Below are 21,687 nucleotides of genomic sequence, written 5' to 3'. Positions count from 1 at the left end.
CGGAAGTATGGCAGGCATGACGGACACACAGACGGCGGAACTCGCCATGATCACCCTGGACGCTCCGGCGACGAAGCCGATGGCGGACTTCTGGTCCGCAGTGCTCGGTTGGCCGGTCGCCCACCTCGACGACGACTACGCGATGCTCACCGGGCCCTCTCACGCACTGGGCATCGGAAGGATCCCCGACTATCAGCGGCCAGCATGGCCGGACGCGGGCCGCAAGCAATTCCATTTCGACCTGGCCGTCGACGACCTCGAGGCAGCGGCAGCCCGCTTCATGGAACTGGGAGCGGAACGACCGGCGCAGCAGCCGGGAGAGACATGGATCGTCCTCCTCGACCCGGCGGGGCATCCCTTCTGCCTCACGAACGCCTCCGCGTGGCGGTGAGGGGCGGCCGCCGACCGGTGAGCATCCACGGGCGACGGGTGCCTGGCGGCGGCCAGTAGGCTGAGCTCATGGAACGTGCGTTCAGACAGGTCGATGTGTTCGGTACGGGAGCCTGCACCGGCAACCCGGTGGCGGTCGTCCTCGATGCGGAGGGGATCGACGAGGAGACGATGCGGCGCTTCTCCGTCTGGTCGAACCTGTCGGAGTGCACCTTCGTCCTCCCGCCCTCAGCCCCCGGAGCCGATTACTGTGTCCGCATCTTCGCGCTGAACCGGGAACTCCCGTTCGCCGGGCACCCCACTCTGGGAACCGCACGCGCGTGGCTGGATGCCGGAGGCGCTCCCATCGCTCCCGGTGTCGTCGTCCAGGAGTGCGACGCGGGCCTCATCTCCGTGCGGATCGACGACGACGTCCTCGCTTTCGGCGCACCGCCGCGCATCCGTTCAGGACACGTGGACGCGGACCTGCTCGACCGTGTGATCGACGTCCTCGGGGTCGACCGGGAACGCGTGGTCGACGCCGAATGGCTGGACAACGGGCCCGGCTGGGTGGGGGTCCTCCTCGACAGTGCGCGCACCGTCCTCGAGCTGAGGCCAGATGCATCCGCCCACGCCGGCGCCTGGGACATCGGCGTCATCGGCCCGCACGACGCGGAGTCGGACGCACAGTTCGAGCTGCGGGCGTTCTTCACCGACGGGAACGGCCCGATGCGGGAGGACCCGGTGACCGGCAGCCTCAATGCCGCAGCCGCGGAATGGCTCATCGCGTCCGGACGAGCTCACGCGCCGTATCGAGCCGCACAGGGAACTGCGATGGGACGACGAGGGCGCGTGCACATCAGCAGTGAGGGCGGGACCCTGTGGGTCGGAGGGCACGCCGACGTGGTGCTCTCCGGAACGGCAGACCTCTGACAGCCGGATGACGGTCAGACCGGGCCTGGACCGCCGGCTTCATACTCCTGGAGGGGAACGACCCCGTCCTCGATGTGCGCGAGGATCTCCTCGACGATCCGCCACCCCTGCTCCGCGCCGTCGCCGCGCACGCTGAACGTCGGGTCTGCGTCGAGGACCCCGCGCAGCACACTGCCGTAGGCCGACCGCCCTGGTCTCCCCATGTCCGACTGCAGGGTCGCCCGGGTCATGCCGCGCGAATCGAACGGCCCGCCCATGTTGACCTCGAAGGTCAGCTGCTCGTCGTCGAACTGCATGCGCAGCACGTTCTCCGGGACACGGCCGTCGTGGGGGAACTGCGCGTACTCGTGCGGGGGAGGGCGGAACCGGACCATGATCTCCTGGCGCGGCGCTCCGATCGCCTTGCCGGATCGCAGCGTGACCGGGACTCCACTCCACCGCCACGTGTCGACCTCGAGGGTGACCTGCGCGAACGTCTCCGTTTCGCGTGCCGGGTCGACGCCGTCCTCGGACACGTAGTCCGGGAGCTCCCTCCCGCCCACACGACCGGCGGTGTAGCGACCGCGCACCACGGAACGTGCGGGGTCGTTGCCCCAGATCGAGGTCGAGCGCAGGACGTGAGCGGCCAGAGCGGGCAGTTCGACGTGGTCGAACGTGGACGGCGGATCCATCATGACGAGTGCCATCACCTGCAGCAGGTGGGACTGGATCATGTCCCGGAACGCACCGTTCCTGTCGTAGTAGCCCGCGCGGCCCTCCAGGCCGAGTGTCTCGTCGAACACGATCTCGATCGACTCGACGTGTTCGCGGTTCATGAGCGGTTCGACGATCCGGTTGGCGAAGCGCAGCCCGACGAAGTTGAGCACGGCGGGAAGGCCGAGGAAGTGGTCGGCGCGGAAGGTGCGGTCTTCGGTCACGAGACGCGCGGCCAGCCGGTTGAGCTCTTCCGCAGACGCGCGGTCGTACCCGATGGGCTTCTCCAGCGCCAGACTCAAGGAGTCCGGCAGGTCGATGCCGGCCATCACGTCCAGAGCCTTCATCGTCACTCGAGGAGGGAGTGCGAAGTACAAGCACGCAGGAGTCTCCAGGCCCGCGACGAGCGAGGCGAGGTCTTCTGCATCCGTGACATCGCAGTGGACGAACCGGGTGGTCTCCTGGGCGTGGTCGACGGCCGGTCCGGCGGCCTCGGCGGAAGCGAACGCGTTCCGGACGATGTCCGACCAGTCGTCACAGGGCTGCTGGGACGCGCCGATCACCGTGATGCGACGATCGGGATCAGACGCCAGCAAGGTGCCCAGGCCGGGCAGCAGCAACCGCGACGCCAGATCGCCGGTGGCTCCGAGGATGACAAGGTTCCTTAAGCTGTCCACTCCGGCACCCTACTGCGGTCTTCCGCGGATGTGAACCCTTTCGAACTCCGGCGGAGCCTGTTTCAATGTACTGATGGGACAGCAGACGAGTGAACCCGGATCGGTGCCGCTGGAGGACTACGCGCTGCTGTCCGACCTGCGGACCGGTCCGCTGCTGTCGCGCCACGGCAGCATCGACTGGCTGTGCTTCCCCGCTTCGATTCGCCGGCGGTGTTCTCTGCGCTGCTGGGGACCCCCGACGACGGGCGCTGGCAGATCTGCGCACCCGACGGGGAGGTGGTATCCCGCCGATACCTGCCGCGAACCATGGTCGTCGAGACGACGTGGCGGACACCCACCGGGACAGCGGTGGTGACGGACTTCCTACCGCCCAGCGACGAGCACGCGGAGCTGATCCGTCGCGTGAGCTGCACAGAAGGACACGTCGAGATCGAGCACGATCTGCGGATCCGCTTCGACTACAACCGGGCCAAGCCCTGGACGCGGAAAGTGGCGACCGGCGAGGGGGCGACGGGGCTGCTGTCCGTCGCGGGACCCGACGCGCTGCTGCTCACCGGTCCGGAGTTGCACCCCGACAGCGCATGGCAGGAGCGGCGGGCGCGGGACCGGGAGCGCGGCAACGAGACCAGCGGCCAGAGCCAGCCCGACGACTACCGGGGTGCGGTGTCCGACCGGTTGACCGGCGTCTTCCACCTGGACGCGGGAGACACGAAGGACTGGGTGCTCACCTGGCACCGCTCTCACCGCGATCCGCCGCAGCCGCCTGATCCGCAGGAGGCCCTCGACCGGACGGTGGCCTACTGGCAGGACTGGTCGTCGCAGGTGAAGGTCCGCACGCGGCACGATCGACTGGTGCTGCGTTCCCTCCTGGTGCTGCGAGCCCTGACTGACCAAGCCACCGGCGGCATCGTGGCGGCACCGACGACCTCGCTGCCGGAGCAGTTCGGGGGACAGCGCAACTGGGACTACCGCTTCACGTGGTTGCGCGACGCATCGCTCACCATCGACACGCTGGTGACCCACGACTTCACCGAGGGCGCGCTGCACTGGCGGGACTGGCTGCTGCGGGCAGTCGCGGGCGACCCGGACGACATCCAGATCATGTACGGCATCGCCGGGGAGCGCGACCTTGCGGAGTCGGAGCTGCCGCACCTCTCGGGCTACGAGGGTTCCCGCCCCGTGCGGATCGGCAACGGGGCCTACGACCAGTACCAGGCGGACGTCGTCGGTGAGGTCATGATGGCGTTGGCAGCGCTGCGCGACGCGGGGGTCGAGGAGGACGAGTACTCGTGGGCTCTGCAGAGGAACCTCCTGAGCTTCGTCGAGCGCAACCTCGACCGCAAGGGCCACGGCATCTGGGAGATGCGCGGGAAGGCCGATCTCTACACGCACGGTCGCGCGATGATGTTCGCCGCGTTCGATCAGGGCCTCAGAGCAGTGGAGGAACACGGTCTGGACGGTCCGATCGAACGATGGAAGGGTCTGCGGGACCGGCTGCGCGACGAGATCTTCGAGCACGGATACGACGAGGACGCGAACACGTTCACGCAGACGTACTCGAACACGGAAGTCGATGCCTCCCTCCTGCGACTGCCCAACACCGGGCTGGTCCGTCACGACGACCCGCGCTTCCTGGGGACGGTCGCCGCCATCGAGCGGGACCTGCTGGACGACGGCGGGATGGTGCGGCGCTATCGCACGGAATCCGGCCTCGACGGACTGCCGGGGCACGAGTTCTCGTTCCTCATGTGCTCGTTCTGGCTGGTGGAGCAGTACGCACTGACGGGACGCGGGGACGAGGCGGAGGCCCTGCTGGATCGGCTGGCCGGCTATGCGACGGACCTGGGGCTGTTCGCCGAGGAGTACGATTCCGCGAGCGGCCGACTGGCGGGGAACTTCCCGCAGGCATTCAGCCACCTGGGGTTCATCCGCGCCGTCGACGCGATCGAAGGAATCCACCCCGAGTCGGGTGGCTGAGCGCGTCAGTCCAGCGAGAGGAACGTGCACAGTTCCGCGAACGCTTCGCGCACCACGGTGTAGTGAGCCCACCGGCCGCGCTGCTCCCGTGTCAGAAGGCCCGCTTCGACAAGCTTCTTGAGATGGTGGCTGATGGTGGGCTGGCTGATATCGAGGACATCGATCAGATCGCAGGCGCACACGGAATCACAGCCTTGGGCTGCCACGTGCGACATCACTCGCAGTCGTGTGGGATCTGCCAGCGCCTTGAATAGACCTGCGATCCGCTCCGCGTCCGGGGCATCCAGCGGCTCTCCGTCGATCGCGCAGCATTCGGGTGCTGTCCCGACGCCGGGTCGTCTGCTCTCCACCGATGTGCTCATGCCCGCATCATACATTGACGCTCATCGATGTATGGTTCTACTCTGATCCATAGACATTCATCGATATAAGGGGCTTCGATCCGATGAGCAATGCAGCGACGACTGCTCGATCCGCGGGGCCGGTCGCCCAGGAGATGTCGTTCCTGGACAGGTGGCTGGCCGTCTGGATCCTCGCCGCGATGGCAGTGGGACTGCTGCTGGGGCGGTTCGTGCCCGGACTCGATGCGGCCCTGGACGCCGTGAAGGTCGGCGGCATCTCCGTGCCGATCGCGATCGGTCTGCTCGTCATGATGTATCCGGTGCTCGCGAAGGTGCGATACGACGAGACGCACCGGGTGACAGGGGACCGGACCCTCATGATCCTGTCGCTGACACTCAACTGGGTCGTCGGCCCCGCCTTCATGTTCACGCTCGCCTGGGTGTTTCTCCCGGACCTTCCGGAGTTCCGCACCGGCCTCATCATCGTCGGCCTCGCTCGGTGCATCGCCATGGTGTTCATCTGGAACGACCTCGCCTGCGGTGACCGGGAGGCCGCCGCGGTGCTCGTGGCCCTCAACTCCGTCTTCCAGGTCGTCGCGTTCGGTGCTCTGGGCTGGTTCTACCTGCAGGTGCTGCCGTCGTGGCTGGGACTGGAGACGACCTCGGCGGAATTCTCCGTGTGGGCGATCGTGGCATCGGTGCTCGTCTTCCTCGGCATCCCGCTGCTGGCAGGCTTCCTCACCCGGGTGCTGGGGGAGCGGGCCAAGGGCAGGCGCTGGTACGAAGAGACGTTCCTGCCGCGGATCGGCCCGTGGGCGCTCTACGGACTGCTGTTCACCATCGTGCTGCTGTTCGCGATGCAGGGGGAGGCGATCACCTCGCAGCCGCTCGATGTGGCGCGGATGGCGGTGCCGCTGCTGCTGTACTTCGTCCTCATGTTCGGTATCAGCCTGCTCATCGCCAGGGCGGTGGGGTTGAACTACGCGAAGTCGACCAGCGTGGCGTTCACCGCGTCCGGCAACAACTTCGAACTGGCGATCGCCGTGTCGATCGGTGCCTTCGGCATCACGTCCGGCCAGGCGCTCGCCGGTGTGGTGGGCCCGCTCATCGAAGTCCCCGTGCTCGTGGGGCTCGTGTACGTCGCGCTGTGGCTGGGACCGAAGCTCTTCCGCAACGACCCGACCGTCCCGCACCGTTCCACCCAGGAAGTCCGATCATGACCGCTGCGCCCAGTGTCCTCTTCGTCTGCGTCCACAACGCGGGCCGTTCCCAGATGGCGGCGGGCTACCTGCGCGCGCTCGTCGGTGATCGCATCGAGGTCCGCTCTGCGGGCTCTGAACCCGCCGACAAGATCAATCCGGTCGCTGTGGAGGCGATGGCGGAGGAGGGCATCGACCTCACCACCGCTGCTCCCAGGATCCTGACCGCCGAGGCCGTCCGGGCTTCCGATGTCGTCGTCACCATGGGCTGCGGCGATGCCTGCCCGATCTTCCCCGGCACCCGATACGAGGACTGGGAGCTGGCCGATCCGGCGGGCAAGGGCATCGAAGACGTCCGCCGGGTGCGCGACGACATCAAGTCCCGTGTCCAACAGCTGGTCTCAGAGCTGCTCCCGAACACGACGGACTCGGACGAGCTGCCTGTCCTGATCATCGGCGCGGGGCCCGTGGGGCTGGCGGCCGCAGCGCACGTCCGGGAACGCGGTCTCGTTCCTCTTGTCGTCGAAGCGGGCGACACTGCGGCGGCCTCCGTGCGTGCGTGGGGCCATGTCCAGCTGTTCTCTCCCTGGCGCTACAACATCGATGACGCCGCCCGGCGACTGCTGGGCGCGCATGGCTGGGAGGAGCCGGATCTGGACGTGCTGCCGACGGGCCAGGAGCTGGCGGAGCACTATCTGGATCCACTCGCGACAGCGTTGGGTGAGGCTGTGAGCACCGGGACACGTGTCGTCGCGGTCTCACGGGACGGCATCGACAAGACGCGCAGTGCGGACCGTGAGGCGGCGCCCTTCCTCGTGCGCACGGTGCGTCCCGACGGTTCCATCGATGACGTGCGGGCGCGCAGCGTCCTCGATGCTTCCGGCACGTGGGAGCGGCCGAATCCGCTGGGGCGTTCCGGCCTGCCCGCGCAGGGAGAGGCGGAGGCAGTGGCGCGCGGCCTCATCACGCAGCCGCTGCCGGATGTCAGAGGCAAGGACCGGAGCGTAGTCGCCGGCCGTCACGTGCTGGTGGTCGGCGCAGGACATTCGGCGGCGAACACGCTGCTGGACCTCGCTGCGCTGGCGCAGGAGGAACCGGGCACGCGGATCACGTGGGCACTCCGGACCGCAGATGTCACGTCCGTGTACGGCGGGGAGGAGCGCGACGAGCTCGCCGCCCGCGGTGCACTGGGTGCACGCCTTCGCACACTCGTGGAATCCGGCATCGTGGACATCCGCACAGAGTTCGTCATCACCGGTTTCGAATCTGCAGGTGACCGGCTTCGCGTCATCGCAGACGGCGCGGACGGTTCTGAGTCTCTGACGGTGGACCGGGTCGTTCCCGCCACCGGGTTCCGTCCCGACCTGTCGATGGTGTCTGAACTGCGGCTCGAACTCGATCCTGCGGTGGAGGCGCCACGACGGCTGGGGCCGCTCATCGATCCCGAACTCCATTCCTGCGGAAGCGTTGAACCTCATGGGGAGCGTGTCCTGTCGCACCCCGAGCAGGGCTTCTACATCGTGGGGATGAAGAGCTACGGGAGGGCTCCGACGTTCCTCATGGCGACCGGCTACGAACAGGTGCGGTCGATCGCTGCTGCGCTGGCGGGGGACCGTGAGGCCGCAGACGCGGTGCAGCTGAGTCTTCCGGAGACTGGTGTGTGCAGCGTTGATCCCGTGGCGTCGTGCGCTCCGGGGTGTGAGTGAGGTCGTCGAACAGCCGATGTGCCGTACCGTCGTCGCATGGAGCGCGAACGACCACGAACGGAACCAGGAGGCGCACATGATTGAGGCAGGCCCCGGAAGCGTGAAGTGGCCAGTCGTCGGCATGTACTCGTTCCAGACGACGGACCCGATAGCGCTCGCCACATTCTGGGGGCAGCTCATGGGCCTTCCGCTCGCGGAAGGGGCATCGGACGAGTTCGCCATGTTGGACTTCCACCATGAGCGCGGGGCGGTCACGTGGATGTTCGAACAGGCAGACCGGCTGGACGACTCCTCTCACGGGCGGGTGGGCCTGGACCTCTCTCTCGCTGACGAAGAGCTGTGGGCGACCGTCGCGGACCGCGCCCAGGATCTAGGGGCAGTGCGAGTGTCCGAGCATGAGGAGAGTGGCGTCCGGTGGATTGCGATGCGCGATCCGGACGGCAACCCGTTCCGGGTCTTCGCGCCTCGACCCCAGTAGTCGAGTACGACGGGGCGAGGTGCACTCTGCGCATCTCATTCGGAGACCAGCAGACGTGGAGCTCGGCTCACTCGGGGTCGGCCGAATTCTCCAGTGCTTCTGTAGTGTGGCCGGTATGACCCACCGCGGCCTTCCAGGCGAGGCGAGTCGCCTGCTCAGCGGTCCATGGGGGCAGTCCGCCCTCGTGGGGGCACTCACGCTGATTCCTGCACGCACGTATCCCCTGTGGCTGCGGCGCACGCTCATCTGGGGACCACCGGTGGTCGGCGCGATCGGATTCGGATACGTCGCCGCCAATCCGGAGTCTCTCCCGCAGGTCGGCGAGGAGCGCAAGAGTGTGGAAGGCGCGACGGAGGAGAATACGGAGAGCGACGAGGTCGCTGAGCCGGATGCCCAGGGGCCGCCGAAGACCGGTAGTGGACTCTCGTCCCTGAGTCCTCGTGCGAGAGCGATCGTTTTTGCGACAGGTGGTGCCGCAGTCGGGACTCTGAGCTCAGGGGCGATGGCGGTGGGGTTCTGGGTCGATGAGAAGGCCGAACGTGGTCTTCGGAAGCTCAAGGTTCCACTGCCGCGCGTCATGATGGGCTGCGTGGTGGGTGCGCTCACGTGGTGGCAGGTCGTGAGCGAGAGCGCCCGAAGACTGGATGTGCAGAAGTGACCGTTCAGCAGGCGTACGCAGACCGCGCACGTGAGTACACGTCACTTCTGGGTTCGATGGAAAGCGTCCACTCAGCTGATCGGCACCTCGTCGACACGTGGGCCGACCAGATCGACGGGACGATACTCGACGTCGGTTGCGGCCCCGGCCATTGGACCGCTCATCTCGCCCAACGCGGCTGCACCGTTCACGGCGTTGACCAGGTCTCCGCCTTCATCCACCATGCGAGGACTGCGTATCCTCGCCTTTCCTTCCATGTCGGATCGCTCGACAGTCTCGAAGTGACGGCGGGGAGTGTGGGAGGCGTGCTTGCGTGGTACTCCCTCATTCATCATGAGTCGACTTCCATACGGGTTCCGCTCAAAGAATTCGCTCGGGTGCTGCGGCCGAACGGAAGCTTGATCATCGGATTCTTCGTCGGTTCCTCTCTCGAGGCATTCGACCACGCGGTGACGACGGCGTACTACTGGCCGATGACCTCCCTGGTTGCCGAACTCGAGGCAGTTGGTTTCACCGTCAGTGAGGCACACACCCGCACGGGCTCGGGTTACCGCCCTCATGGTGCGGTCATCGCGCGCCGCAATTCAGGGGTTCTCGGGTCGGTCAGTCCGTAGTTGCAGCGAGTCGCTCTGGCCTGAGTTGTGGCTCATGCCTGAACTGGCCGGCGAGAGCCAGGGCTATGACAACCACCCCGGCGACGATCCAGCCGGACAGTCCGAAGGGATTCACGAGCGCCATGTTCAGCGGGACACCTGCGGTCGCCAGCATGAGCACGAGCACGCCCGACGAGTTGAGTGCGCTGTGTGCGAGGACTGCCGGCCACACCGAGCCGGAGCGCAGGCGCAGCCAGCCGAAGAGGACGCCCCATGTCATGCTGCCGATGGTCATCAGCGTCACGCCCAGAAGGTTGGGCTGATCGAAGTTGTGGCCCAGCAGTGTCATCGGTGCGTGCCAGAGCCCCCAGACGACGCCGCTGAGCAGCAGTGCGGGCCAGAGGCCCAGAGGGCGAAGTGCTGGTACCAGCCACCCTCGCCACCCGATCTCTTCTCCGAAGGCGAGGAAGGCGTTGAAGACCGCCGCGAACGGGACCACTGTGATCTGCAGGAGGAGCACTTGTCGCAGCTCTGATTCGTCCATTGGGGTATCGAGCAGCGACTGCACTCCCGAAAGTTGGAGGAGGTCGATCTGGATCCAGCCGAACAGTGACGAGACACTGATGCTTGCGGCCACGAGCAGGAGAGGCGCGACGGCCGCGGCGGCCATGAACCACACCACGCGTTTCGCGGGGCGCAGCGGCCAGATGCCGAGGAATCGCAGTCGCTCACTGCGCGGCACCCGTACGAGGAAGACCACCGCGAGCGTCGCGACGAGCGGGGCGAACATCATGACGGAGGGCAGCACGGCGGCCAGAGCGTTGAACGTCGGGCCGTCGGTCTCCGTGAGCCACAAAGGGAGGATGGTGAGCCAGGCCAGCCCGAAGGACACGAGGACGAAGACCGCGAGGGCCCGCCAGGGGGTGGTTCTCACGCGATCCGGTCGATCTTCACACTCCAAAGAGCCACTCTCATCCGACGTCGAGGCACACGAAACGTCCAGCGTAGCGGTCACGCGGGTGCGGACGCGTAGCGGCCCTGCAGCCTAGTGAGCTCCCACCGGCACGCCCCTGATCACAGTCCCATGAGAGGCTGCACCTAAATGACATGTCAACTTGAATGTTGCCATGATGACAGTGTGTGTCTACGCTCACACTCATGTCCAAGGCGAAGCATGTCGAGATCCGCGAGTGGATCGAAGGTGAGATCCACAGCGGTCGGCTGCAGGTAGGCGACCGCCTGCCGACCGAACGTGAACTCATGGAGCGCTTCGCGGTCAGCCGCAACCCGGTGCAGACCGCCATGTCGAAGCTCGTCGAGACGGGCCTGGTGCAACGGCGCCGGGGTTCCGGCACCGTTGTCGCGTCCACGGGACTGCGCAGCAGTCTGCTGCGCCTGCTCCGCGCGTCCACCGACGGCCCGGAGGTCGAAGGTCTCCACCGGGTCGTCAGCACGAGGGTGGTCGCAGCGGAGAATCACCCTCTCTCCGCAGACCTGTTCCCCGCGGGAACTCCCATCGCGGAGCTCGTCCGGATCAAACTCGACAGCTTCTCCGCCGGGATCGTCGTGGAACGCTGCGTCCTCAACCTGGCGCTCGCCCCGAACATCCTCAACGAGGACCTCGCCGCGCTCACCACCGCGGCCTACTACACATCCATCGGGATCGAGCAGCTCCACGCCTCGAGCGTCCTCTCCGCGACCCACCTGTCGACAGAGGATGCGGAACATCTGGGCCTGGACACGACGACACCCGTCGTGCGGCAGATGCGAACGCTCCACACCGGCAACGGCCTGCCGATCGAGCGTCTCGAGATGCTCTTCCACCCCACCAAACTCACACTGGAGGTCACCCAGATTGAGCACTGACACTCAGTCATCACACACCGGTTCGCAGTCGTCGAGCGCTGCCTCGTCCAAGCGCGTCGCCGTGATCGGAGCCGGAATCATCGGCACGATGGCGGCCTGGCAGCTCGCGAAGCGCGGTCACGACGTCACCGTCTTCGACCAGTGGAACACCCCCAACGATCGCGGGGCCTCCGCTGGCGAATCACGCATCTTCCGCACCATCTACAAGGAGGGCCCCGAATACGTCGAGTTCCTCCGCAAGTCGGGCCAGATGTGGCTCGAGCTCGAATCGGAACAGGACACCCGGGTCCTCGAATGGTGCGGCGGCCTCACGATCGGACACCCGGATCACCCGGATGTCGCGGCCGTCGCAGACCGTGCCCGTGAGCAGGACCTGGAGCACCGCGTGCTCGACGCCGCCGCCATGCGGAAGGAGTTCCCGCAGTACGGGGTCGACGACGACGAAGTGGGGGTGTTCGACCCCGGCGCCGGAGTCTTCCGCCCCGAGCTCGCTGTCCTCGCCGCCCGTGACGAGGGCATCCGCCACGGCGCGCAGTACCGGACGTACACGCGAGTCCTCAACATCCGGCCGCTGGCAGGAACCGTCGCGGTCGACACGGCAGAGGGCGCCTCGCTCTTCGACTCGGTCGTCGTGGCGACGGGGCCCTGGGCAGAAGAACTGTCAGGGTTCGACGCCTCACTGATCCGCCCCACGCAACTGGTCGCCGGATGGTATCCCGTCCGCGACCTCGACATGCACCAGCCGACGAACATGCCGATCGCCATCCGCCGACACCCGGAGGGAGGCTATTCCTGCTTCCCATGCCTTGACGGCGCGAGCGTGAAGATCCTGCCCCACCACCTCCGGTGGCCGCATCTGAGCTCCGTGGACGAGCTGCCGCGCTTCATCGAGCCGGACTCCATCCGTTCCGCCGAGGCCGCCGTCGCACGCCTCATGCCGCACCTGGACCCCACCGCCATCCGTGTCTCCACCTGGACGGAGGGCTTCACCCCCGACGGTGCCCCCATCGTGGGCACCAGCCCCGTCGATGACCGGATCGTACTGGCAGTGGGCATGTCCGGCCAGGGCTTCAAATTCTCACCCATGGTCGGCTCCGTCGTCGCCGACCTCGTCGCCACCGGTACGTCCCCTGATGCACTCGCCATCATGGACCCGTCCCGCTTCAGCACAGGAGCTGCAACATGAACCTGGGCACCATCGCACTCATCACGACCACCGCTTTCATCGTTCTGGGCATCGGCGCCTGGATCTCCTTCTACGTCGGCAAGAAGAACAACACGGAAGAAGACTGGCTGGTGGGTGGGCGCAGCCTCCCCATGTACGTCGTCGCCTTCACCCAGTACGCCACCGCCGTGGGTGGTGGTGTCCTCGTCGCACACGTGGGCATCGGTTACGCGTGGGGCCTGTCGGTCTTCTGGTACGAACTGTTCGTCGTCGCCGGCATGCTCATCATCGCGATGTTCGCGAACTGGCTCCGCAAGGGCAGGTTCTCGACGATCCCCGAGGTCTTCACCCGCCTCTACGGGCAGAACAAGATGCTCCTGTCGATCGTCGCGATCGCCGTCATCCTCGTGCCGTTCGGATGGCTCGCCACCCAGTTCGTCGCCTTCGCGAGCCTGTTCAGCGAAGTGACGGGCATCGCCTTCACACCGCTCATCGTCGCGATGGCGATCGTCAGCCTGCTGTTCGTCCTGCCGGGCGGACTCACATCGGTGGCCTGGTCGGACTTCTTCTTCGGCGTCTTCATGGTCGGCACCTCCATCGTTATCGCCGTCTACGCCGTCATCAGCGCCGGAGGCTGGGGGCAAGTCGTTGAGCGCGTACCGGACGACTTCTTCACCATGCCGCAGGGCCTCACACTGGCCGGCGCTGGAACGATCGTCCTGTGGTTCTTCGCGATCGTTCCCGGAACGCTCACCAACCAGCTCTACTACCAGCGCGTGTTCGCCTCGAAGTCGGGCAAGGACGCACGGTCGTCGCTGTACCTGGGTGCTGTCATGGTGACGATCGCAGGTGTGTACGCCTTCTTCATCGGTGTCTCCGTCCGCGCGATGAACCCGACGCTGGGCGAGGACGGGCGCGAACTGGCCGCCGGATGGTTCCTCACACAGGTTCCGACGTGGCTGCTCGCCCTCTACGGCGCGTTCCTCATGGCCACGATCGTCTCCACGACGGGTTCGGCGCTGCAGTCCGTGGTCGCCAACCTCATCAACGATCTCCGCGGTGCGTTCCTCAAGGAGAAGTCGACGCAGAAGCAGACGATCGCAGTGTCGCGCTGGTGCACCGTCGGTGTCACAGCCGTTGCGGCGATCCTCGCGATCGTCTACCCCAAGGCGCTCGAATGGCTGGTGGCCACGTACGCCTATTCGGCATCGATCCTGGCGGTGCCGATGCTGGTCGGCATCATCGTGGCGAAGCGCTTCCGCATCCCGGTGCAGGTGTCGTTCGCGTCGATGGGCGTGGGCCTTGTGGGCTGCGGTGTCGCCCACATCCTGGACACGACTGTGCCGTACGCGGTGTTCGGCATCGTGGCGAGTGCCGTCGCCTACTTCATCGCGCTGGCGATCTGGAAGCCCGTGCGCATCGAGGGCGGCATCGCTCCCGACGGGACACCTCAGCAGTCGACGGAGCGCCTCAGCGCTCAGGAAGGTGAGCAGGCATGAAGACCATCGTCATCGGGGCAGGCATCCTCGGGCTGACCGCCGCATACTCCCTCACGGAACGCGGACACGAAGTGGTGCTGCTGGAGAAGGAAGCTCCCTTCGCCGGCGCGAGCCATCGGTCGTTCGCCTGGCTCAACGCGAACAACAAGTTCCCCGAGTCCTATTACCGGATCAACCGCGAGGGCCTGGAGGAGCACAAGCATCTGCAGGCGCATCTGCCGTCCGACCGGACCTGGTTGCATCCCTCCGGCAACCTGCTGGTGGACTTCGGTGAGACGCGCCCGGACACGTACGCGAAGCGCGTCCGTGATGCGGACGGAATGGGCTACCCCGTCGAGACCGTCGACCGCGCTCGCCTCCGTGAGCTCGAACCCACGGTCCAGTGGCCGGACGAGCTGGATGAAGCACTCTTCTACCCGGAGGAGTCGTGGCTGGACAACGACGTGCTGGGGGAGGAGCTGCTGCGAGTCCTCGCCGACCGTGGAGTCGAACCGCGGATCGCGGAAGTCGTCCGCATCGACTCGGACGAGTCCGGTGCTCGAGTGGAACTCTCCGACGGGAGCCGTATCGCAGCGGATTCGGTCGTCGTCGCCACCGGTTCGTGGTCGCGGGAGCTGGCGGCGGCCTCGGGGATGTTCATCCCCGTCGCGGACCTGGCGGAACAGTCGACGCGCACCCACAGCCTGTTGGGTCTCACCAAGCCCGTGGACATTCCCCTGCAGCGGATCATCATCTCCGACCGCGTGAATGTCCGGCCCCGTCACGACGGCCGGATGTGGGTGCAGGTGGCGCGCATCGAGGAGCGTGTTGCAGAAGGCGAGGACCCGCAGATGCTCGCGGAGGTCGCCGCCGTCATGGAGCAGGAGCTCGAAAGCCTCTTCGGAAGGCCAGTCGCTATGGAGAAGGTCATCTACTCCGGGCGCAGCTTCCCGGAGGACGGGCACTCGATCGTCGGATTCCTCGACGAGGCACGGAAGGTGTATGCCGTCGTGACGCACTCCGGGATGACTCTGGGGCCGCTGTTCGGACGCCTCACGGTGGAGGAGCTCGAGGGGCGCGAATCCGCACTGCTCGCGGACTTCCGACCGTCGCGTTTCTCCGGTGGCGCGGTGGAGTCCGCGGACTTCGACTACTTCATCGGCAGGCAGTGACGCGCAAGCTCCGGCACTGACACCTTCATCTACGTCCGCGTACTGGACCTGCTTTCACGTTCAGAACGGTCCCGAACGCGGACGTAGGTGTTGAGGGTGTCCTGTACGCGGACGTAGGTGCTTTGTTGAGGGGTGAGAGAGGGAGGGCGAGTCCACGCCCGGTGCAGGAGCTGAGGCGCACCCGTTTACGTGATCGTTCGTGCGGCTCTGTCACCGCTCTTTGTCGAAGGTCCGGTACAGCCGCTGGAGCAGCGCGTACTGGGGCGTGAAGGGGCGAGGACGCAGTGGCTTCCCGGAAAGCTGGGCCTGGACGTTGTCGAAGAGATCCTCGATCAGCCCGTCGTGCAGCCTCACGACCACACGGAGGGCCCAGTCCGGCAGGGACGAGCTGACGTCCAGGTGGTGCATCCACGCCACCTTCCCCGGCTGCGGCTGTGCCAGCGCGAACGTGTGCTCGCCCTCGAAGGGGCCGGCGCTCGTCAAGACGAATCGCACGCGGTGGGATTCGACCTCCGCGACCCGGTAGCGCACCGAACCGTGGCCGCCCAGACTGTCGACGGTCAGACCGTTGTCCAGCAGCAGGGCAGGCCACCGCCACGTCGGCCAGACCGTGTCATCCGCCGTGCCGATCTGCGCGAGCAGCGCAGCAGCATCGTCGAGGCTTCCGTCCATGACCCGACGATGGATGTTGCACGTGATCGTCGGATCGCTGGGATGCGGCACGCTCCAGCGTGACGGGCGAGCGGCTGATAGTCCCATAATCATATGTATACCTGACGCCCCGCCTTACGTGTGCCTCCGCTGCGATCAGAACAGTCCGGTACAGGACAGGTCAGGCCTGATCAGACTGGCGGTCGGCGGAGGTGGTGGTCGGTGGCCTGCTGGTAGGCGGTGCCCGCTGCGAGGAGGGCGGCCTCGGCGAAGGCGGGGCCCACGAACTGGACGCCCAGCGGTGTGTCTCGGACCGTGTACCCCGACGGCAGAGTCAAGGAGGGCAGGCCGCACATGTCGATCGGCGCGGTGGGCACGGTCACCTGTTCGAACAGCTCTGTGCCCGCGGCGAGGTTCTCCAGATCCGCGATCTTGGGTGAGGCCTTGCCGATCGACGGCAGCAGGAGGATGTCGATGTCGTCCATGAGACGGTTCATCGCGCCCGTGAACCGGCGGCGCCGCTGCGACATGCGCTCCAGGTCCATGGCGGACAGCGACCGTCCCAGTTCGATCAGTCCGGCGAGGACCGGGCCGTACTCGTCCTTGCGCGAGGGGTAGGTCTCGTCGTGGACCAGTGCGGTCTCCACGCCGCACAGGGCGGACCAGTCCGCGGCGACGGGGACGAAGTCAGGGGTATCGACCTCGACGATGCGCCAGCCCAGATCGCGCAGCTCGTATTCGACGGACACGAGCATCGACTGCGTCTCCGGATCGAACAGCGAGTTGAGCTCCCGGTCGATTCCCACGACGGGGGAGCGGTCGAGCCGGAGGTGCGCTGCGTAGTCAGGGACGGGACGCGTGGACGACGTGGGGTCGGCGGGGTCCCACCCGGCGATGGCCGTCATCATGAGTGCAGCGTCCTGCGCGCTGCGGGTCATGGGGCCGATGTGGTCCATGCTCGGCGCGAGGTCGAAGATCCCCGCGCGGCTCACCCGCCCCCACGTGGGCTTGAGCCCCGTGACGCCGTTCGCGCCTGACGGCAGGCGGATCGACCCGCCGGTGTCCGAGCCGAGTGTGCCGAAGCTCAGCCCCGCGGCGACGGACACGCCGGAGCCACTCGAGGAGACCCCTGACCACGTGTCCTCTGCCCACGGGTTCACAGGGGTGGGGAGGTCCGGGTGGTGGGCGGAGAACGCGCCCTCCGTCATCCGCACCTTGCCCAGCAGCACGGACCCTGCCGCACGCAGACCCGCGGCGACGGTTCCGTCCTTCTCCGGAACGACATCCTTGTGGACCGTGGTGCCGGCGCTCGTCGTGATCCCCTCTGTGTGGACGAGGTCCTTGAGCGCGATCGGAACGCCGTGCAGGGGCCCCCGCCAGTGGCCGCGCGCGATCTCCGCGTCCGCGGCTGCGGCGTCGGACAGTGCCCGCTCCGCGGTGACGACCGCATAGGACAGCAGGCGAGGATCGAGGGAGTCGATCCGCTCCAGCAGCGCCGCCGTCACCTCCGTCGACGTGAGCTGACGCGAGCGGATGAGTTCGGACAGTCCGGAGATCTCCAGGTATGCGACGTCGTTGTCCACGATGCCCTTTCATCGACGTTGGGCACCCGCGCTGTCGTGCGTGTGTGCCCCAGATCCACCGTGGCGCACACGCGTCCGCTGCAACGAGTCCCCTTGCCGGAATAGTCGGTGCTGGAACAGCCTGTGGAGCCGATGCTAGCAGTGACGTGCGACACGGAAGGGGGCGGGGAGACACCGGGTGTCAGCTGGGGCGGTGAGGCAGCATGACCTCTTCGAAGTAGCGCTCGCCGAACGGGACCAGGTAGTCCAGATCGTCCATCGGGTACCACTCGTCGTAGTCCGCGAAGGTGCCGGCGTCCTCGTAGTCCAGCTCCTCTGCGATGCCCCGCCACTTGTCGACGGATTCGGGGATCGCGTCGGCAGAGCCGTCGGGCAGGAGGCCGTCCGCGACGTCGTCCTCGACGAGGCCCTGCGAGGCCTCCTTGAGCTCCTCCTGCATGTCGTCGTCCATCTCCTCGAAGGAGCCGCCCTGCTCGCGGACCACCTCGGCTGCGACGGAGTTCGCATCGAGGTCACCGCGACGGGACTGGATGAACTCGTCCTGCATGGAGTCGAAGACCAGCTGCTGGACCGCAAGCGGCCACGAGTCCCACGCGCTGCCGGCGAAGACGCCGCCGGGGCCGCGCGCGAAGGTCACGTCCGTCGTGTAGGCGATGTGGGGTGCGACCTCGAGGAAGCCTGCCGCCTCTGCTGCGAGCGTCGTCGACAGGGTGCAGTCGACCGTCCCGCGCTGCAGCGCTTCGAAGGTCTCCGTGTACTGGAGTGACACCGGTGATGCCGACAGAGCGTTGAGCTGCGAGATCTGTGCCTGGGACGAGGCCCGCACCTGGTTGCCGTCCCAGTCGTCCGCGCTCACGTGCTCGCTGCTGCACATGGCGACGACGGCACCTGCGGAGTTGAAGACGTTGAGAGGCTCGATGCCGGTGTCGCGGAACTCATCGAGCAGCTGGTCGTCGTTCCAGGTCAGCTCGCCGATCGCCGCGTTGGCCGCGAGCTCGTCGACCAGCGGGGAGGCGCCCGTGAGGGTCGTGCCGGTCACCCACGCGTGGAAGACGGGGAACTGGTCCGGCTGGTAGATGGGGAGCATGTAGGCGATGTCCACGCGTCCGTCGACCAGGGCGTCCGGCAGCTCCGTGTAGCCGGCGATGCCCTGCCCGTACGTCGTGTCGACTGTGATCTTGCCACCGGACAGCGTCTCGAGGTTCTCGATGAACGCCTCCGAACGGTAGGCGTCGATGCCCTGCGACGACTGCGCCGACGGCTGGTACCGGATGGTGAGCGGGTCGATGTCTTCGAAGACCGCCTGGATCTCCTCCGGGGTCGCTCCGTACTCGTACCCTTCGCCCGAACCGCCGTCACCGCCGGCGGAGGAACCGCCGCCGGCACCGCCCGCGCATCCTGAGACCACGACCGCGATTGCTGCGGCACCTGCCAGTGCGCGTATTCCGCGCCGGGAAACCGTTGAGTGCTTCATCGCCTCTGATTCCTGTCCTGTCTGCGTTCGTGAGGTGTTGTCGCTCGTCATCTATGACGGGCAGGCAACACTCGCGGCCCATTCCTGGCCGTGTAGGTAAAAGTTTGAACGCTCGATAAGGGTTCGTCAAGAGTCGTTCGGCCGTTATGGGACGAGGGGCGGGGACTGTTGGGGAACCTCGGCGCATGGGCTTCGAGGCGCGGTTTGGACCCTGGCTCCAGTCGGCCTCGGCTCCGGTCAGCTGCGTGAGCGAACCGGAACGGTCATGACGAGCGCGACCGCGGCGGCGAGAGCGGCGCTCACGGCCAGTCCCAGCGGTCCGTGGCTCAGGAGGACAGCGGCTCCGATGACAGGAGCCAGGGAGATGCCCACATACATCCCCGTCGAGTACCAGGACAGGACGATGGCGGAGTGCTCGGGGCGGAGTGACGCGAGACGGTGCTGCAGCGCGACGACGGAGGCGAACCCGGACACGCCCCACAGCGCGAAGACGAGGGCGGTTCCGGCGAGCGATTCGAGGGTGAGGAGCATGAGGAGGAACGCGGCGATCTCGGCGACGAGCGCGATCCGCATCGTCCTCAGGTCACCCCACGTGTCGATGAGCCAGCCGCCCAGCTGGTTCCCCACCGCCCCGGCCAGCCCGAAGACCAGCAGCAGGAGCGCGAGGATCGCACCGTCCCCGCCGGTCACCGCGGAGGTCACCTCACTGCTGAAGACGTAGATGAGGTTGAACGACATGATCATCATCATGATGGCGATGACTCCCATGACGACGCGGGGGTCGGCGAGGACCCTCATGCGTGCGGCGAGCGACACCTTCGGGTTCGTCGGAACGCCCCGCAGCAGCGTGGCCATGGTCAGACCCAGGACGGCGCCGAGGACTGCAAGGCCTCCGATCGCGACCCGCCAATTCGTGATCTCGGCCAGCCCCGTGCCGACGGGGGAGCCCAGGGCCACCGCGAGCGTGAAGCCCAACGCGACGACCGCCATCGCCCGGCCCTGCCTGCCCGGTTCCGCCAGGCGTGGCGCGAGTGCTGTGGCGAGGGGGACGAGGGCGGCGGCACCGACGCCGGCGAGAGCGCGGGCGATGAAGAAGACGAGGTACGTGGGGGCGATCGCGGACACGCCGGTGCCCACCGCGAAGGTGAGCATGCCGGCGGCCATGACCCGCTCCGGAGGGATGTGGGCGAGGAGCATGGAGAACGCGGGTGCCAGCACCGCCACGAGGATCGCGTAGGCGCTGATCGCGTAGCTCACGAGCGTGGGCGTGACGCTCAACGAATCGCCGATCGCCGGCAGCACCCCGGCCACGACGAACGCGTTCGTGCCGACGACGAACAGCGCGAAGGCGAGGGTGCCCAGGCGCAGTCCCGACAGGCGGTGGGGGTCCACGGTCAGCTCACTTGTGTGTTGGAGGACGCCGGGACCGAGGTCCTTCGTGCTCACGGGCCTCAGGATGCCACGATCTCTCCGCTGAGATCACACCCGGCAGTTTCTTCCTATCACGACCCCGTCAGCACTCGCGTGGCCGTGTCACCGGGGGAGACACCCGCCGAGGCCGCAGAGACGTCCGCAGCAGTAACCGACGCCGCCGCTCCGGTCGGAGCGGCGGCGCCGGTGTGCTGTGCCGTCAGCGGTCTGCTGTCACCGCTGGGGTGGCAGGTTCGGATCCTGCGGAGGAGCGGTGGGATCGACATCGTCAGGTCGCACCGTTGAGCCGTGGCCGGGCTGACCCTCCTGCGGCGGGGTATGACCGCGCTCCAGCCGGTCACCCGACGGATCATCGATCGGCGCTCGCTGTGGCTCTTGCCCGTGCATCGGCTGCGCCTGCGGGGGCTGCTGCCCCTGCACCTGCTGACCCTCCGGCGGCACCTGGTCGACGTACGACTGGTCCTGCGGTGCCGGTTCGGCCGGGTACGCCTGACCCTGCGCTGGCTGACCCTGAACGGGCCGCCCCTGCTCAGGCGGCTGGCCCTGCGCGGGCGGCTGCCCCTGCACAGGCTGCTGCGCCGGGACGGGCTGGTGTCCCTGCGGCTGCTGAGCGACGTACGGCTGGTCGCCCTGCGGGTCCGCAGCCGGTCCCGCGTGCCGACCCGGTGCGTGCTGCCTCGGGGCATCCCCGGCATGAGGCTCGCCCGTCGGAGGGACTCCGTCTCCCCGATGGTGATCGGCACCAGCCACGCCTGCACCAGCTGTACCCGCACCAGCCGCACCGGCGCCCACGCCTGCACCCGGCGCTCCGGGAGCGGGTGCACCGCTCACGCGCTCGCCGTGCTTGTTGGTGTTGATGTCGGGGTCGATCTTGTCGGCGTGGCGCAGCTTCTCGTCCTGCTCATGGCGAAGATGCTCCGCCTCGTGGCCGCTGTCCTGCGCGTCCATCTCGAGTCGCTGCGCGCGTGCGGACTTCTCGTCCGCCTCCGCGCGTGCCTTGCGAGCCGCCGCATCCGCTTCGGACGCCTTCGCCTCTTCGCGTTTGAGCTGCTCGTCGCGGGCGAGCGCGGCCTCGCGCATCTCCTGCGCCTTGACGCGGTTGACCTTCTTGTCGCGCTTCCTGAACACCACCGACAGCACCACAATGATGGCCAACAGCACCACGATCGCGACGATGATCCAGATCAACGTTTGATCCATGACAGCCTCCCTTGAAGTTATCGGCCTTCTCCCCAGCATGGAG

The 21,687-nt window shown here is 67.2% G+C and carries 20 protein-coding genes and 1 pseudogene; 13 read left to right on the top strand and 8 right to left on the bottom strand.

From position 1 onward, the window contains the following. Nucleotides 1–16 precede the first annotated feature (16 nt). Both JFC09_RS10265 and JFC09_RS10260 read left to right on the top strand, forming a co-directional pair. The gene (locus tag JFC09_RS10265; RefSeq protein WP_232483396.1) at nucleotides 17–391 is read left to right on the top strand and encodes a VOC family protein; all 375 of its coding nucleotides are present in this window, start codon (nucleotides 17–19) and stop codon (nucleotides 389–391) included. Between the two features lie 68 nt (nucleotides 392–459). Further along, a complete protein-coding gene (locus tag JFC09_RS10260) occupies nucleotides 460–1,302 on the top strand; it encodes a PhzF family phenazine biosynthesis protein (RefSeq protein ID WP_198393908.1) in 843 nt (280 codons plus the stop codon). A gap of 14 nt (nucleotides 1,303–1,316) precedes the next feature. On the opposite strand, the gene JFC09_RS10255 is transcribed toward JFC09_RS10260, so the two are convergent. Then, complete coding sequence (locus tag JFC09_RS10255) at nucleotides 1,317–2,672, bottom strand: glucose-6-phosphate dehydrogenase (protein WP_198393907.1); 1,356 nt, start codon at nucleotides 2,670–2,672, stop codon at nucleotides 1,317–1,319. Nucleotides 2,673–2,855: 183 nt separating this feature from the next. On the opposite strand from JFC09_RS10255, the gene JFC09_RS10250 reads away from it, so the two are divergent. Further along, on the top strand, nucleotides 2,856–4,649 hold the full coding sequence (locus JFC09_RS10250; protein WP_408610960.1) for a glycoside hydrolase family 15 protein: 1,794 nt from the start codon (nucleotides 2,856–2,858) through the stop codon (nucleotides 4,647–4,649). A gap of 5 nt (nucleotides 4,650–4,654) precedes the next feature. Here JFC09_RS10250 and JFC09_RS10245 read toward each other — a convergent pair whose 3' ends face one another. Beyond that, entirely contained in the window at nucleotides 4,655–5,011 is a 357-nt protein-coding gene (locus tag JFC09_RS10245; RefSeq protein ID WP_198393906.1) for an ArsR/SmtB family transcription factor, read from the bottom strand. 83 nt (nucleotides 5,012–5,094) lie between these two features. Between JFC09_RS10245 and arsB the strand changes: the two genes are divergently transcribed. From arsB to JFC09_RS10220, 6 genes and pseudogenes are all read left to right on the top strand, one after another. Then, entirely contained in the window at nucleotides 5,095–6,210 is a 1,116-nt protein-coding gene (gene arsB / locus JFC09_RS10240; RefSeq protein WP_198393905.1) for an ACR3 family arsenite efflux transporter, read from the top strand. Continuing rightward, nucleotides 6,207–6,575 (top strand): annotated as a pseudogene (locus tag JFC09_RS16455) (arsenate reductase ArsC); the annotation flags it as partial. The gene arsB and the pseudogene JFC09_RS16455, both read left to right, overlap by 4 nt. A 21-nt stretch (nucleotides 6,576–6,596) precedes the next feature. Continuing rightward, nucleotides 6,597–7,895 (top strand): NAD(P)-binding domain-containing protein, encoded by a 1,299-nt coding sequence (locus JFC09_RS10235; protein WP_232483469.1) that lies wholly within the window; start codon nucleotides 6,597–6,599, stop codon nucleotides 7,893–7,895. Between the two features lie 76 nt (nucleotides 7,896–7,971). Further along, entirely contained in the window at nucleotides 7,972–8,373 is a 402-nt protein-coding gene (locus JFC09_RS10230) for a VOC family protein (RefSeq protein WP_198393904.1), read from the top strand. Nucleotides 8,374–8,488: 115 nt separating this feature from the next. Beyond that, nucleotides 8,489–9,031 (top strand): hypothetical protein, encoded by a 543-nt coding sequence (locus JFC09_RS10225; RefSeq protein ID WP_198393903.1) that lies wholly within the window; start codon nucleotides 8,489–8,491, stop codon nucleotides 9,029–9,031. Then, nucleotides 9,028–9,645, top strand: coding sequence for a class I SAM-dependent methyltransferase (locus tag JFC09_RS10220; protein ID WP_332839734.1), 618 nt, complete (start codon nucleotides 9,028–9,030; stop codon nucleotides 9,643–9,645). Before JFC09_RS10225 ends, JFC09_RS10220 begins: the two co-directional genes overlap by 4 nt. Here JFC09_RS10220 and JFC09_RS10215 read toward each other — a convergent pair. Continuing rightward, nucleotides 9,635–10,558 carry a CPBP family intramembrane glutamic endopeptidase gene (locus JFC09_RS10215; RefSeq protein WP_332839733.1) on the bottom strand — a complete coding sequence of 308 codons (924 nt, stop codon included), beginning with the start codon at nucleotides 10,556–10,558 and terminating at the stop codon, nucleotides 9,635–9,637. The genes JFC09_RS10220 and JFC09_RS10215 overlap by 11 nt on opposite strands. Before the next feature lie 224 nt (nucleotides 10,559–10,782). Here JFC09_RS10215 and JFC09_RS10210 point away from each other — a divergent pair, with 224 nt between their 5' ends. The 4 genes from JFC09_RS10210 to JFC09_RS10195 are packed head-to-tail and all read left to right on the top strand — an operon-like array spanning nucleotide 10,783 to nucleotide 15,305. Further along, nucleotides 10,783–11,490 carry a GntR family transcriptional regulator gene (locus JFC09_RS10210; protein ID WP_198393901.1) on the top strand — a complete coding sequence of 236 codons (708 nt, stop codon included), beginning with the start codon at nucleotides 10,783–10,785 and terminating at the stop codon, nucleotides 11,488–11,490. Beyond that, the gene (gene solA, locus JFC09_RS10205; protein WP_198394072.1) at nucleotides 11,480–12,676 is read left to right on the top strand and encodes an N-methyl-L-tryptophan oxidase; all 1,197 of its coding nucleotides are present in this window, start codon (nucleotides 11,480–11,482) and stop codon (nucleotides 12,674–12,676) included. Before JFC09_RS10210 ends, solA begins: the two co-directional genes overlap by 11 nt. Beyond that, entirely contained in the window at nucleotides 12,673–14,154 is a 1,482-nt protein-coding gene (locus JFC09_RS10200) for a sodium:solute symporter family protein (protein ID WP_198393900.1), read from the top strand. The genes solA and JFC09_RS10200 overlap by 4 nt, the downstream gene beginning before the upstream one ends. Beyond that, nucleotides 14,151–15,305, top strand: coding sequence for an NAD(P)/FAD-dependent oxidoreductase (locus JFC09_RS10195; RefSeq protein WP_198393899.1), 1,155 nt, complete (start codon nucleotides 14,151–14,153; stop codon nucleotides 15,303–15,305). Before JFC09_RS10200 ends, JFC09_RS10195 begins: the two co-directional genes overlap by 4 nt. A 210-nt stretch (nucleotides 15,306–15,515) precedes the next feature. On the opposite strand, the gene JFC09_RS10190 is transcribed toward JFC09_RS10195, so the two are convergent. The 5 genes from JFC09_RS10190 to JFC09_RS10170 all read right to left on the bottom strand — a co-directional run bounded on the left by JFC09_RS10190 (nucleotide 15,516) and on the right by JFC09_RS10170 (nucleotide 21,644). Beyond that, complete coding sequence (locus JFC09_RS10190; protein ID WP_198393898.1) at nucleotides 15,516–15,977, bottom strand: hypothetical protein; 462 nt, start codon at nucleotides 15,975–15,977, stop codon at nucleotides 15,516–15,518. A gap of 170 nt (nucleotides 15,978–16,147) precedes the next feature. Then, a complete protein-coding gene (locus tag JFC09_RS10185; RefSeq protein WP_198393897.1) occupies nucleotides 16,148–17,539 on the bottom strand; it encodes an amidase in 1,392 nt (463 codons plus the stop codon). A gap of 181 nt (nucleotides 17,540–17,720) precedes the next feature. After that, nucleotides 17,721–19,013: a TRAP transporter substrate-binding protein DctP gene (gene dctP / locus JFC09_RS10180; RefSeq protein WP_198393896.1), complete on the bottom strand. Its 1,293-nt coding sequence runs from the start codon at nucleotides 19,011–19,013 to the stop codon at nucleotides 17,721–17,723. Nucleotides 19,014–19,250: 237 nt separating this feature from the next. Beyond that, nucleotides 19,251–20,459, bottom strand: coding sequence for an MFS transporter (locus JFC09_RS10175; protein WP_332839732.1), 1,209 nt, complete (start codon nucleotides 20,457–20,459; stop codon nucleotides 19,251–19,253). Nucleotides 20,460–20,657: 198 nt separating this feature from the next. Next, nucleotides 20,658–21,644, bottom strand: coding sequence for a hypothetical protein (locus JFC09_RS10170; RefSeq protein ID WP_198393895.1), 987 nt, complete (start codon nucleotides 21,642–21,644; stop codon nucleotides 20,658–20,660). Nucleotides 21,645–21,687: the final 43 nt, after the last annotated feature.

Source organism: Brevibacterium yomogidense, assembly GCF_016107685.1.
Lineage (GTDB): Bacteria > Actinomycetota > Actinomycetes > Actinomycetales > Brevibacteriaceae > Brevibacterium > Brevibacterium yomogidense.
The sequence above is the reverse complement of the archived record's forward strand: the minus strand, read 5'-3'. Positions and strand labels throughout refer to the sequence as shown.